This window comes from Sandarakinorhabdus sp. (assembly GCF_051860625.1).
In the GTDB taxonomy this organism is placed as follows: domain Bacteria; phylum Pseudomonadota; class Alphaproteobacteria; order Sphingomonadales; family Sphingomonadaceae; genus Sandarakinorhabdus.
Genome location: NZ_JBHYDQ010000006.1, coordinates 108904 through 122459, shown reverse-complemented (window position 1 = coordinate 122459; position 13556 = coordinate 108904). Strand labels below are relative to the sequence as shown.

Below are 13556 nucleotides of genomic sequence, written 5' to 3'. Positions count from 1 at the left end.
ACGGCCAGGTGATTGGCCCAAACCAGAGGGGAGACGAAACATGACGAAGGCAAAATGGCTGAACACGGGCTTGGTGGCTGGCGCTGCCCTGTGGATGGCTGGCGCGTTGCCGGCGATGGCCCAGGCGCCAGCAACGGGCCCGATGGACGCCGATATCATGAACGACGAAGCCACGCCGGGCGATGTCCTCACCTACGGTATGGGCCACAAGGGCCAGCGCTTCTCGCCGCTGGACAAGATTCACGCTGGCAACGTCAAATCGCTGGTACCGGCGTTCACCGCCAGCTTGGGTGGGGAAAAACAGCGCGGCCAGGAAAGCCAGCCGCTGGTGTATGACGGCACCATCTATGTGACCGGCAGCTATAGCCGGGTGTTTGCCTTTGATTCGCGCACCGGGGCCGAAAAATGGCAATATGATGCGCGGCTGCCCGATGGCATCATGCCGTGCTGCGACGTGGTCAACCGCGGTGCTGCCATCCATGGCGACAAGATCATCTTCGGCACGCTCGATGCCCATCTCATCGCCCTGAACCGCAACACCGGCCGGGTGATCTGGAACAAGACGATGGCCGACTATTCCGCCGGCTACAGCTTCACCGCCGCGCCGATGATCATCAACGGCAAGGTGATCTATGGCAACAGCGGCGGCGAGTTCGGCGTGGTCGGCAAGGTGGAGGCCCGCGATGTCGAAACCGGCGAGCTGATCTGGTCGCGCCCCACCATCGAAGGCCATATGGGCAGCCTGAAGGGGGCCGACAACGGTATCACCGGCACCACCAACGCGAGCTGGCAGGGCGATCAGTGGAAGAACGGCGGCGGCGCCACCTGGCTGGGCGGCACCTATGACCCCGATACCAACCTGATCTACATGGGCACCGGCAACCCGTCCCCGTGGAACAGCCATCTGCGGCCCGGCAACAATCTCTATACCGCGTCCACGCTGGCCATCGATCCCGATACCGGCGTGATCAAGTGGCATTATCAGACCACCCCGCACGACGGCTGGGATTTCGATGGCGTGAATGAATTCATCCCGTTCGATCACACCGTGAACGGCAAGGTGATGAAGCTGGGCGCCAAGGCCGATCGCAACGGCTTCTTCTTCGTGCTCGATCGCACCAACGGCAAGTTCGTTTCGGCGACGCCGTTCGTCTCCAAGGTCACCTGGGCGAGCGGCTATGACAAGGCCGGCAAGCCGATCACCATCCCGGCCAACCGCCCCGGCGCGCCGAACGCCGATGGCACCAAGGGCACGGTGGTGTTTGCCGCCCCCAGCTTCTTGGGCGGCAAGAACTGGATGCCGATGGCCTACAGCAAGCAGACATCGATGTTCTATGTGCCGTCCAACGAATGGGGCATGGACATCTGGAACGAACCCATCGCCTACAAGAAGGGCGCTGCCTATCTGGGCGCCGGTTTCACCATCAAGCCGCTGTATGACGATCATATCGGCGTGCTGCGGGCCATCGATCCCGCCACCGGCAAGATCGCCTGGGAATACAAGAACAAGGCGCCCTTGTGGGGCGGCGTGCTGGCAACGGGCGGCAATCTGGTGTTCACCGGCACCCCCGAAGGCTATCTGAAGGCGTTCGACGCCAAGACCGGCACCGAATTGTGGAAATTCAACACCGGGTCGGGTGTGGTCGGCACGCCCGTCACCTGGGAACAGGATGGCGAACAATATGTGGCGGTGATGTCGGGCTGGGGCGGCGCCGTGCCGCTGTGGGGCGGCGAAGTCGCCAAATCGGTGCAGAACATCAACCAGGGCGGCATGCTCTGGGTGTTCAAGATGCCGAAGTGATGGCCAGCCCGGCACACGTCAGCCAGGCAAATACCGGCCCAGTCGCGGCGCGGACGGATTCTCCGTCCGCGCCTGCGCCGCCCCCCGCCGCTTACGCACATGCCCCTATCGCCCAGGCGCGCCCTGTCGGCTTATTCTCTCCGCCTGGGGAGGTCGTGGCCGTGGAACGTGTGCTGATCGTCGATGATCATCCGTTGGTGCGCGATGGCCTGCGCACGGTGATTGCCGTCGCCTTCGATCAAACCGAATTGTTCGAAGCCGCCAGCATCGCGGAGGCCACGGCGATTATCGATCGCGAAGGCGATTTCGATCTCGTCATGCTCGATCTCAACATGCCTGATGCGCAAGGCTTCAGCGGATTGGCCGCCCTGCGCGAACGGTTTCCCGCGCTGCCGATCGTCATCGTGTCGGGCGCGGTGGAGGCCGGGCTGGTCCAGGGCGCGATTTCCAATGGTGCCGCCGGTTTCATTCCCAAAAGCCTGAAACGCAGTGCCATCGTGGCGGCCGTGCAATCGATTCTGAACGGCAATCTGTTCGTGCCGGATGAATTTGCAGCACCCGATGATGCCGAACTGGAGGAAATCCGCCACCGCATCGACAGCCTGACCCCTCAGCAGCGCGTGGTGCTCGGGCTGGTGGTAGCCGGCAAGCTGAACAAGCAGATCGCCTGGGAACTCGATGTATCGATGACCACGGTCAAGGCGCATGTTTCGGCGATCCTTGCCAAGATGAGCTGTTACAGCCGCACCCAGGCGGTGATCATGGCCGGCAAGGTGCATTTCACCCCGCCCGAACGCGAACGCACCAGCGCCTGATTTCGTCAGGCCAGCAGCCGGCCCATCAAGGCCCGCAATTGCGCTGGCTTCACCGGCTTGGTCAGGATCGCCAGCCCCTCGGCGGTCAGACTGTCTTTCAGTTCGGGCGTGCGATCGGCGGTGATGATGGCCGCCGGGATGCGGCGCGCACAGGCATCGCGCACCCGTTCCACCACGGCATCGCCCGTCACGCCATCGGCAAGATGATAATCGGCCAGCAACAGGTCGATCGGCCGGCGACGGGCAGCCGCCAGTGCGGCGGCACCATCGGGTGCGGTCAGCACATGGCAACCCCAGCCAGCCAGCATCGCGGACATTCCGGCCAGGATCGCCGGTTCGTTGTCGATCACCAGCACGGTGGCCCGGCCCACGCCGGCGCTGCCCCGCATATTGTCGGTATCAGGCTCACGCGCTTGCGGTATGGTGGCTGGCACCGTCACGGCAAAGGTCGCGCCCGCATCCGGCGCGGAGGTGAGATCCACCTTAAGATCGAGCATGCGCGCAGCGCGCTGGACGATGGCCAGGCCCAGGCCCATCCCGCGCTCGATGCCCTTTTCCTCGGCCTCGCTGCGGGTGGTCAGCCGGCGGAACTCCTCGAAAATCAGCGCCTGATCGGCGTGCGCGATGCCGGGCCCGGTATCGGTGACGGCAATTTCCACGCCATCGGCCACGTGGCGTGCGGTCATCGTGACGCTGCCGGCCCGTGTATAACGCACGGCATTCGACAGGAAATTCTGCAGGATGCGGCGCAGCAGGCGCGGATCGGTCGCGGTCCAGGCATCGGTGGGCGTCACGTGCAGCGTCAGGCCCTTGCGCTGCGCCGCCAACGCGAATTCGCCGGTCAGCGCGTTAAACAGACCCGCCAGCGCGACAGGGCGGATTTCGGGCTGGATGGCGCCGGCATCCAGCCGCGATATCTCCAGCAACGCCTCCAGCAGCGATTCGATGGAATCCAGCGCCGACGATGCCTGGCTGACCAGCAGGCGGTTGCCGTCGGCCATGCGCCGGCCCGCCAAGGCCGAAACGAACAGGCGCGCGGCGTTCAGCGGCTGCAACAGATCGTGGCTGGCCGCAGCCAGAAACCGGGTCTTGCTGCTGTTGGCGGTGATTGCCTGATTGCGAGCCTGTTCCAGCGCCGCCGTGCGTTCGGCCACCAACGCTTCCAGATCGGATTTGCGTTGCGCGATGGCGGCGGCGGCGGCGCGGGCCTGAGTCACATCGTCCAACCGCATCACCATGCCGCCGCCCGGCATCGGCTGACGGTGCACCTCCAGACTGCGGCCATCGGCCAGCGCAGCGACATGCACCGATTCCGCGCTGCCCGGTGCCAGCCAATCCAGCGCGCCGACGTCGGCAACGCCGGGCAGCACCAGCCGGCTCCACGCCGTGAAGGCGCTGTGGCTGGCGACCCGGTCCGCCGCGGTCGGGCCGCGGTCAGCCAGTTTCAGCATGGTCAGCAACGGCCCGTTCCAGGCTGTCAATTTCTTGCCGGCATCAAACAGCGCCACGCCGTGCGGCATCGCATCCAGCGTTGCCTGCAGCACGGCGGCCCGCTCGGCCAGCACGCGGGCGCGATCGCGGGCTTCGGCGGCCTTCACATCGGTGATGTCGGTGTAGATCGCCACGATGCCGCCATCGCTGGTGCGCCGTTCATTCACCTGCACCCAGCGCCCATCCGACAGGGCAATGGCCTGGCCGCCATCGGCGATACGGTGGCGCGCCAGCCGATCCGATACCCAGGCGTCGGGCGCCGCCAGCGCCGCCAGTGGCACCCGCTGGCGGGCAAGCGTGCTGATGATCTCGCTGAAATGCGCGCCGGGGCGGATGATGTCGGCCGCTTCGGGCCACAACGAAACATAGGTCTGATTGGCCAGCACCAGCCGGTCGTCGCTGTCGAAGATCGCAAAGCCTTCATCGATGCTGTCGATGGCATCGGCCAACCGCCGCCGCGCCTTGTCGGCTTCGTCGCGGGCCATGGCCAGCGCGGCGTTGGTGGTGGCCAACGTGTCCATCGCGCCTTCCAGTTCCGCTGTGCGGTCACGCACCCGGCCTTCCAACGCAATGGCGGTTTCAAACAACGAAAACGCCGTGCCGTGCAGATCCGTGGCACGCTCCACCCGGCCGATCAGCGCCGCGTTGATGCGGGACAATTTGGCGACCTGCGCCTCCAGCGCAGCGATACGCTTCCTGTCTGCTTCGTTGCCGGTCCGGACAGGCGGGTCCGTCATCCGGTCAACCGCGACCGATGGCCAGGCCGGAAAATGTCTGGTTCATGTGCAGGGTGCGCACCTGTTCGCCATAGGTGTTGAACCCCACCACCCGCGACCGCGCATAGAGCCGCGATACGGTTTCCGCGAGCTGCCGCTGGCGGATTTCCAGGCCATTGAGCACGCAATCAAACGCGAGCACGCGGTCGATCCCGCCCACCTGCACTTCCAGTTCGGCAAACAAGGCCTCCAGGCTGGCCACGATGTCGCCGGTGTGGCCCAGCGTCATCACCACGCCTTCATCGATTGCGCCATAAAAGGTCAAGCTGCCGTCGGGATTGGCGGCTCTGATGGACCTGGCATAATATTCGCCGCCGATGCGCACGATCGGCGGGTGACTGGCAAACAAGGCCGGTGTCAGATCGGCCACCCGCGAACCGATCAGCCGGGCATATTCCTCCGCCGCCGGCTCTGCATTGATTTCGTGGACAATGCGGGCCGTGGGATCGGCACCGGTGATCACCATGCGCGCCGGGCCGGGCCGGAAATGCTGCGCGCGGAACACATGCAGCGGCCGCCGCGACGACAGCATCGCCACCACCGCAGCGTCCCGGCGGAAATGGCTCTGGTGGAACACGAAGGTTTCGCGGAACACCAGGCTGTCGCCCGACGATCCACCCACCAGCGGCACCTGCCCCAGGGCATTCTGGATGGTGAGCGTCAGCAGCTCTTCCTGCGCAGACAGGCCGTCGATCAGGAAAATGCCGGCGTGATGACAATGGCCCCAGCGCGCGCGCCCTTCCGTCTCGGCCTCCACCGCCAGGCGGCGCACGGCGTCATGGGTTTCGGCAGCGCTGTTTTGCGAAATGTTATCAAGGCACAATGCATCGAAGCGGAAATCACTGGCCGGGAAACCGATGGCGGTCAGGCTGCCTTCGGCCAGCCCCTGCGGCGTGATTTCGCCCGAAGACGTGCAGGCGATGATGACATGGCCGTTGGCACGCATCGCCAGCGCCGGGCCCAGCGCATCGATCGGATAGCGGCTGGAGCAGAACAGGATCACCCCGGCCAGATCAGGCAGATCAAGCGCGCGCATCACTTCACGCACCGCCATTTCCGGTTCATCGGCCATCGAATGCGCCACCCGCACCGGATTGCCTGCACCGGCAACGGTCACCGGCCGGAAGGCAGGCATTTGTGGCGGAGCCGGAGCAGGGGCGGGCGCGGGTTGGGACATCGTGACCATCATGTCACAAGCAACGCCGGTGCCAAGATGCAAACTTTGTACACGGTGCCGCGGTAACGAAAAAATACCTGCCAAAAAAGGAGGCGGGCATGGTGTGCCATGCCCGCCAAAGTTGGTGTGCCGCCGCCCCGCAGCATGGCCTTGCAGCCGCCGCAGGGTTGGGAAGAGCCGGCGGCAACCTGTGCCGGCCGGCGAGGGTCAGAAAAAGCCCATCGCCTTGGCCGAATAATTGACCAGCAGATTCTTGGTCTGCTGGTAATGATCCAGCATCATCTTGTGATTTTCGCGGCCGATGCCCGATTGCTTGTAGCCGCCGAACGCTGCGTGCGCCGGATAAAGGTGATAGCAATTGGTCCACACCCGCCCGGCCTGGATGGCGCGGCCGGCGCGATAGGCCTGGGTGCCATTGCGGGTCCACACCCCGGCGCCAAGGCCAAAGCTGGTGTCGTTGGCGATACGGATGGCGTCTTCTGGGTCCTTGAAGGTCGTCACCGACACCACCGGGCCAAAGATTTCTTCCTGGAACACCCGCATTCCGTTGTTGCCGGCCAGGATGGTCGGTTCCAGATAATAGCCGTCGGCGATTTCGGTGCCGATATTGGCGCGGCCACCGCCGGTCAGCACGCGGGCGCCTTCGTTGCGGCCGATATCGACATACGAAAGGATCTTGTTGAGCTGTTCTTCCGATGCCTGCGCGCCGACCATCGTGGCTGGATCAAGCGGGCTGCCCAGCTTCATTGCTTGCACCCGCTTCACGGCCTTTTCCATGAAGCGTTCATAGATGCTTTCCTGCACCAGCACCCGGCTGGGGCAGGTACACACCTCGCCCTGGTTCAGCGCGAACATCGAAAAGCCTTCCAGCGCCTTGTCGAGGAAATCATCGTCATGATCGATGACATCGGCAAAGAAGATGTTGGGGCTCTTGCCGCCCAGCTCCAGCGTCACCGGGATCAGATTTTCGGTGGCATAGCCCATGATCAGCCGGCCGGTGCCGGTCTCGCCGGTAAAGGCGATCTTGGCGATGCGCTTGGAGGTGGCCAGCGGCTTGCCGGCTTCCACGCCAAAGCCATTGACGACATTGAGCGTGCCCGGCGGCAGCAGATCGCCGATGATGTCCATCAGCACCATGATCGACATCGGGGTCTGTTCGGCGGGCTTCAGCACGATGCAGTTGCCGGCCGCCAGCGCCGGCGCGACTTTCCAGGCCGCCATCAGCAACGGGAAGTTCCACGGAATGATCTGGCCGACGACGCCCAGCGGTTCGTGGAAATGATAGGCGATGGTATCATGATCAATCTCGCCGATCGATCCTTCCTGGGCACGGATGCAGCCGGCGAAATAACGGAAGTGATCGACAACCAGCGGCAGATCGGCCGCGGTGGTTTCGCGGATCGGCTTGCCGTTGTCGATGGTTTCCACCAGCGCCAGCAGCGGCAGATTTTCCTCGATGCGATCAGCGACGCGATTGAGGATCAGCGCGCGTTCGGCAGGGCTGGTGCGGCCCCAGGCATCCTTGGCCTTGTGCGCGGCATCCAGCGCGACCTCGATATCGGCGGCCTGGCTGCGGGCGATCTCGCAGATCTTCTGGCCGGTCACCGGCGACAGATTGTCGAAATAACGGCCCTCTTGCGGCGCTACCCACTGGCCGCCGATGAAATTGTCATAGCGTGAGCGGATCACGATCTGGCCACGCAACTGTTCAAGTGCCTGCTGCAACATGGTTTGCCTCCCGTAAACCCATGCTGATCGGCTTATTCCGACTCCGGGTTTCGTCCATAGTGTCGCGCCGCCGGCTTCGGCTTGCCATTCTACCAAGGCACAATGGCGTTTGCCGGGGCATCGGCGCTGATATGGCGCCAACAAAACACGGCTTGAGGAGCGAGATGATGACATCCGTGCAGTTGTTGCTGGCGGCCGCGCTGTTGGCTGCGCCGGCGATTGCCTCGGCAAAGCAGATCGAGGTGAAGATGCTCAACACCGGCAAGGACGGCGCGATGGTGTTCGAACCCGCCTTCATCAAGGCCGGCCCCGGTGACACGGTGAAATTCATCGCCACCGATCCCGGCCACAATGCCCAGACCATCGCAGGCATGCTGCCCGATGGCGAAACCGAACAGAAAGGCCCGATGGGCAAGGATTTCGTGCTGAATGTGAAATCGCCCGGCCTGTATGGCATCAAATGCCTGCCGCATTACTCGATGGGCATGGTGGCACTGGTGCAGGTGGGCACCGGCGCGTCGGCAAATCTGGCGGCGGCCAAGGCGGTGAAACTGCCGCCGCTGGCAAAAAAGCGGATGGACTCATATCTGTCCGAAGCGAAATAACCAGCAACCAAGGGGAGAATATCATGGCGAAACTGGTGGTGACCTATCCGGCGCAAGACGGCGCGACTTTTGATCGGGATTATTATGTGAACGTCCATCTGCCGTTGGCGCAGAAACATTTCGGCCCGGTGGGCATGACCGGCGGCGAAGCGCTGTTCCCGCTGGCCGGCGATGCCGCGCTGCTGTGCGTTGGCATCCTCACCTTCGACAGCGCCGAAGCCATCGGCGCCGCCATGGCCGTGCCAGGTGCCGCCGAGGTGTTTGCCGATATCGGCAATTTCACCGGCGTGCAGCCCACCGCCACCGCGATGGCGTGACCTGCTGCGACAGGCTTTGGCCCGGCTGCAGTGAATCCACTGCAGCCGGGATCATTTTTCCTTGTTGATATAAGGTTCGATCGGCACCAACGACCGCCCGGCGGCCGCCCAGCCATCGCGCCCGGCGCCATACCAATGCACGCGCAGCCCCATGCGGTGCAGCCGCAACGCAGCGTTCCAGCTCATCCAGCAATCGGCCAGGCAAAACACCACCACGGGCCGCCCGGCCGCCAATTGCGGCACCAGCGCCGTGAAATGATCAATGATCGCGGCGTTGCCCGGCACGCGCCCGGCCTCTGGAAACCACAGCGCCCCCGGGATCGATCGCGCCGGCGCGCGCAGCGTCCAGCGCCCGGTCTGTGCGTCGCGCTGGCCATCTTCGACGGGGCTGACATCGATCAGCAGCGCGCGCCCAGCCAGCCGGGCAACACCCGTGTGATCCACCGCCATCACGCCTTCCGGCGGGCCAGGCACCGGGCTGCGGGGGCGATCGATGCGATACAGGCTGACGGGATCGTGAAACCGCGACGCCCGCCAGTCCGCGGGCCCGGCAGCGGCCACCAGCAGCGCGGTCAACATCAGCATCCGGGCCTCCATCCTCGCTCTCGTTCCAAGGTGCCATGGTAACATGCCCACGCGGGGCGTAACGTGGCCATTGGAATGAGACATCAAACCGCATTGATCGGGATGATCCTGATGGCAGCGCACGCTGCACCGGCTCTGGCCGCACCCGAAGCTGCGTCCGAAGCCGCGTCCTCTGGCCTCGCGGGCGTGCCCGGCGATCCGCTGCAATCGCCCTTCCTGCCCGTGGTGTTGCAGCTCGTGCTGCCCGAAGGCGCGAAGATCAGGTTCGATGATCGCGTCAAGGTCAGCTTCCCGATGATCGCCGAAGATCAGCGTCAGTTTCCGGTGCAGGTCGATGCGCGCGGCATCCCCGGCGCGCAGCGCATCATCGTCTTTGCCGATCTCAATCCCATTCAGATGGCCGTGGATTTCACGCCCCGCGATGCCGAACCCTTCATCGCGCTGCGCATCAAGCTGGATCAACGCACGCCCGTGCGCGCCGCGGTGCAGATCGCCGATGGCAGTTGGCTGATTGCCGGCAACTGGATCGATGCCGCCGGCGGTGGCTGTTCGGCGCCGCCGGCCAGCCGCATCAAGGGCGACTGGGCGCATAATCTGATGCAGTTGCGCGGCCGCATGTGGACCACGGCCGCCGATGCTGGCCCTGGTGGTGCGGCCGCCGCCGGCACCACGCGCCTGGCGCTGCATGTGCGCCATCCGATGGACACCGGCTTTGTCGACAATATCAGCAGCTATTGGCTGGAAACGCTGCGCGTCACCGCCAATGGCCGCCCGATTGCCGACTTGACGCTGGCGGCATCGGTGGCCGAAGACCCGGCGATCATGCTGATGCCGCGCCTGCGCGGCGACGATCAGGTCAATGTGGCCGCGCGCGACAGCGGCGGGCTGGAAATGGCCGCCGACATCGCGCGTCCGGCGCCGATGTCGCCGCTGCCGTTTTCGGCGCGTCTGGCCGCTCCAGCGATGCCATGAATGTTTCGCGCCGGCGGCTGCTGGCCGGGTTGGCCGCTGCACCGCTGATCGCGGCTGCACCAGATTATCAGTTGGAGGCGGTGGCGGTCGCGCCCGGCGTGTGGGCGGTGCGCGGCGCCGATGATGCCATCGCCATGCGCAACGGCGGCGCCATCGCCAATATCGGCATCATTGCGACCGCTGCCGGCGCCGTGCTGATCGATGCCGGCGCATCGCACCGTCACGGCCTGGCGTTGGCGGCGCTGGCCCGCCGCCTGACTGGCAAGGCAGTGGCGCTTGTCTATCTCACCCATCTCCATCCCGATCACAGCTTTGGCGCGTCGGCATTCCCGCCTGCGATGGTCGCCGCCACGCCAGCGGTCGTTGCCCAGGTGGCCGGCGATGCGGCCGGCTTTTCCGCCGGCCTCTATCGCCTGCTCGGCGACTGGATGCGCGGCACCGACGTGCTGGCGCCGCAGTTGCCGGCGGTTGCCGGCCTGGTGCAATTCGGCGGCCGCACGCTGGAGTTGTTGACCCTTGCCGGCCACAGCGAATCGGATCTGGCCGTGCTCGATCGCGACAGCGGCACCTTGTTTGCCGGCGATCTGGTGTTCCACAATCGCGCGCCATCAACCCCGCACGCCGATCTGGCGCGCTGGCGGCAATCGCTCGATCAACTGGCCGGGCTTGGCCACGCCCGCGTTGTCCCCGGCCATGGCCCCGTGGATCAAACGCCGGGCACTGCCATCGCCCAGACCCGCGCCTGGCTCGATTGGCTGGAGCCTGCGCTGCTCCATGCGCTGGAACAGGGGCTGTCGATGGTCGAGGCCGGCGAAATGCCGATCCCGCCGCAGCTCGCCGGCATGGCGATGGCCCGTTATGAACTGCAGCGCAGCGTCAGCCATTATTGGCCGGCGCTGGAAACCGCGCGGGTCCCAAGGCTGTAGCGCGGCAGCGCGGGGTTCGCCCTCAATATCGGAACCGTACGCCGCCCACGATCGTCCGCGCCCGCCCGGCGCCCATCCCATCGACCCGCGTGGCCAGATAGCGGCGATCGGCGAGGTTCCAGCCGGTGGCAAACAATGTCACCCGGCCTTCGCCAGGCGTGAACGACAGGCCGGCGTTGATCAGCGTCACCGCCGGAATCGGCCCGGCCAACCCGGAACAGGTCGCATCCGAACAGCCCACGGCGTTGATCGCGGTATCGAGCACGCGGGCAAACGGATCGGGCTGCTGCGCGCTGCGATGGTCCAGGCCCACGCGCGCCTCCACCCCGGCCGGATGGCGATAGCCCAGCGTGGCCGACACGGCATGGCGCGCGGCATAGGCCAGCCGGCTGCCGGCAATGATGCCGTTGCCGTTCACGCAGCCGTCGCCATCGTCGCACGGCGCGCCAATGATCCCGCCGTCGCCGCTGTTGAACGCGGCATCCGACGTGGTGAGGAATTTGGCCGTGGGCAGAAAGGTCCAGGCGGTTTGCAGCCAGACATTGTGGCGGCTGCCAGTGATCGGTGCGCTGTCGATGCGGCCCGACATTTCCAGGCCCTGTTGCCGTGACCGGCCGCCGTTGATGAAACGGCCCACCGCGCTGCTGATGACGATCTCGCGGAAATCGGTGCGGAACAGCGTGGCGGCCAGCGTGATGCCGTCGCGTGGCTGGCTGCGCACGCCGAATTCCCAGTTGGTTGAGCGTTCGGGGGCCACCGGCGCCGGCCCCTCGCTGCCGATATCCCGACTTGGGCGCGGCGGGGCAAAGCCGCTGTGGACACCGGCAAAGATTTCGGTGCCGCCGCCCACGCGCCACACCGCGCCCAGGCCGGGGAGCAGCGCCGTGTCATTCTGCTCCACTGTCACATTGGCGGCCCGGCCACTGGCGCGGCGGATGGTGGTGACGGTGCGCACATCCTCCAGCCGCAGGCCGGCGGTGATGGTGACGGCGCCCATGGTCATGCTGTCCTGCACGTAGGCGCTCCAGGCGCGCACCCTGATGCCGGCGTCTTCGCGGTGGGCGCCGCCGGTCAGGCCAAGCGCGAAATCCAGATCCTGGATGGCCGGATCGGGGCTGCGAAACTGGTCGCGCTGCACGCGTTCCTGGTGCCAGCGTGCGCCCAGCGTTGTCTGATGTTCGGCGCCGAACAACGTGTGGCTGGCATCGAGCCGCGGTTCCACGCCATAATAATGAAACCGCCGGGGCCGCCAGCGCCCACCACAGGCCGCAGCGGCGGCGGGCGTGATGCGGTTCGCCGCGCTGCCGCCGGTGCCGGGCTGCGGATCATCTTCATCGAAACAGCGATCGAGCACCGACCAGCCGGTGGCGAGGCCGCGTTCATCGGATTCGTCGCCCCAGGCGCCGGGCGTATTCGTCTGGCGGAAACTGGCGCGGTGGGTGTTCACCCAGTAACCGGTGGTGACCAGCCGCACCTGGTCCGATGCCGTCCAGATATGCGACGCCTGCAGATGGGTGCGGTCCATTTCAAACCGATCCTGCCCGGCCGTTGGCGCCTGCAGCGGATCGTCGGCCCATTCGCGCGTGCCCAGCATCACTTCGGTGATGGCCGATCGTTCGCGATAATGGCTGGCACGCAGTTTCAGTTCATGATTGGCGCCGATCATCACCCGCGCCTTGCCCACCAGTTCCCACAGCCCGAAATCATGGCCGGTGCGGATGCCGTCGCCTTCGCGCGCGGTGGCTTCCAGCAACACGCCCATCCGTTCGTTGCCGGTGCCGACAGCGCCCTGCAGGCCCAGGAAATCGGTGTTGCCGGCGCGGGCCTCGGCGCGCAGCAGCAGGCCCTTGGTGGGCACCGGCGTGGTAACGAAATTGATCATGCCGCCCACCGTCTGCGGCCCGTGCAGGATCTGGCCCGACCCGCGCACCACTTCGATGCGCTCCACCCGTTCCACCGGCGGCGCATAATGCGCCGCCGGATCGGCATAGGGCGCCAGAAACAACGGTACGCCGTCTTCCATCAACAAGGTGCGCGCGCTGCGGCGCGGATCGAGGCCGCGCACACCGATGTTGATCGCCAGACCGCCGGCGTCCTCCTCGATCACGGCAACGCCAGGGATCGCGATCAACTGGTCGCGCAGGCTCAGCGGCGCGCGCGCCTCGATGTCGGCCCGCTCGATCACGTCATGGGCCCCGGCGATCAGTCGCGTATCGGCCGGCACGATCGCCGTCACCACGATCTCCGGCAAGACTTCGGCAACTTCGGCTGCCAACACCTGTGCCGGCACAATCGCGGCCAAAGCCGTTGATGCCAGCAACATCCGCCCGGTTCGGCCACCCCACAATGTCTTCACGCTCAAG

The 13556-nt window shown here is 65.7% G+C and carries 11 protein-coding genes; 6 read left to right on the top strand and 5 right to left on the bottom strand.

Annotation, left to right across the window (positions count from 1 at the left end; all coding sequences use genetic code 11):
* The first annotated feature begins 40 nt into the window (after positions 1 to 40).
* Both ACTIEZ_RS07655 and ACTIEZ_RS07650 read left to right on the top strand, forming a co-directional pair.
* Complete coding sequence (locus ACTIEZ_RS07655) at positions 41 to 1801, top strand: methanol/ethanol family PQQ-dependent dehydrogenase (protein ID WP_439546074.1); 1761 nt, start codon at positions 41 to 43, stop codon at positions 1799 to 1801.
* Between the two features lie 161 nt (positions 1802 to 1962).
* A complete protein-coding gene (locus ACTIEZ_RS07650; protein WP_439546128.1) occupies positions 1963 to 2616 on the top strand; it encodes a response regulator in 654 nt (217 codons plus the stop codon).
* A gap of 5 nt (positions 2617 to 2621) precedes the next feature.
* On the opposite strand, the gene ACTIEZ_RS07645 is transcribed toward ACTIEZ_RS07650, so the two are convergent.
* The 3 genes from ACTIEZ_RS07645 to adh all read right to left on the bottom strand — a co-directional run bounded on the left by ACTIEZ_RS07645 (position 2622) and on the right by adh (position 7788).
* Entirely contained in the window at positions 2622 to 4844 is a 2223-nt protein-coding gene (locus tag ACTIEZ_RS07645; RefSeq protein ID WP_439546073.1) for a NahK/ErcS family hybrid sensor histidine kinase/response regulator, read from the bottom strand.
* Between the two features lie 4 nt (positions 4845 to 4848).
* Positions 4849 to 6018, bottom strand: a complete 1170-nt coding sequence (locus tag ACTIEZ_RS07640) for an FIST N-terminal domain-containing protein (protein ID WP_439546072.1) — start codon at positions 6016 to 6018, stop codon at positions 4849 to 4851.
* Positions 6019 to 6267: 249 nt separating this feature from the next.
* Positions 6268 to 7788: an aldehyde dehydrogenase gene (adh, locus tag ACTIEZ_RS07635; protein ID WP_439546071.1), complete on the bottom strand. Its 1521-nt coding sequence runs from the start codon at positions 7786 to 7788 to the stop codon at positions 6268 to 6270.
* Between the two features lie 167 nt (positions 7789 to 7955).
* Here adh and ACTIEZ_RS07630 point away from each other — a divergent pair, with 167 nt between their 5' ends.
* Both ACTIEZ_RS07630 and ACTIEZ_RS07625 read left to right on the top strand, forming a co-directional pair.
* Complete coding sequence (locus ACTIEZ_RS07630; protein WP_439546127.1) at positions 7956 to 8393, top strand: pseudoazurin; 438 nt, start codon at positions 7956 to 7958, stop codon at positions 8391 to 8393.
* Positions 8394 to 8416: 23 nt separating this feature from the next.
* Positions 8417 to 8710, top strand: coding sequence for an EthD family reductase (locus tag ACTIEZ_RS07625; protein WP_439546070.1), 294 nt, complete (start codon positions 8417 to 8419; stop codon positions 8708 to 8710).
* A gap of 51 nt (positions 8711 to 8761) precedes the next feature.
* Here the strand turns inward: ACTIEZ_RS07625 and ACTIEZ_RS07620 are convergent, their stop codons facing one another.
* Complete coding sequence (locus ACTIEZ_RS07620; protein WP_439546069.1) at positions 8762 to 9295, bottom strand: rhodanese-like domain-containing protein; 534 nt, start codon at positions 9293 to 9295, stop codon at positions 8762 to 8764.
* 102 nt (positions 9296 to 9397) lie between these two features.
* On the opposite strand from ACTIEZ_RS07620, the gene ACTIEZ_RS07615 reads away from it, so the two are divergent.
* Positions 9398 to 10267 (top strand): quinoprotein dehydrogenase-associated SoxYZ-like carrier, encoded by an 870-nt coding sequence (locus ACTIEZ_RS07615; RefSeq protein WP_439546068.1) that lies wholly within the window; start codon positions 9398 to 9400, stop codon positions 10265 to 10267.
* Positions 10264 to 11193 carry a quinoprotein relay system zinc metallohydrolase 1 gene (locus tag ACTIEZ_RS07610; protein WP_439546067.1) on the top strand — a complete coding sequence of 310 codons (930 nt, stop codon included), beginning with the start codon at positions 10264 to 10266 and terminating at the stop codon, positions 11191 to 11193. The genes ACTIEZ_RS07615 and ACTIEZ_RS07610 overlap by 4 nt, the downstream gene beginning before the upstream one ends.
* Before the next feature lie 22 nt (positions 11194 to 11215).
* Here the strand turns inward: ACTIEZ_RS07610 and ACTIEZ_RS07605 are convergent, their stop codons facing one another.
* Positions 11216 to 13549 (bottom strand): TonB-dependent receptor family protein, encoded by a 2334-nt coding sequence (locus ACTIEZ_RS07605; RefSeq protein ID WP_439546066.1) that lies wholly within the window; start codon positions 13547 to 13549, stop codon positions 11216 to 11218.
* Positions 13550 to 13556 lie beyond the last annotated feature (7 nt).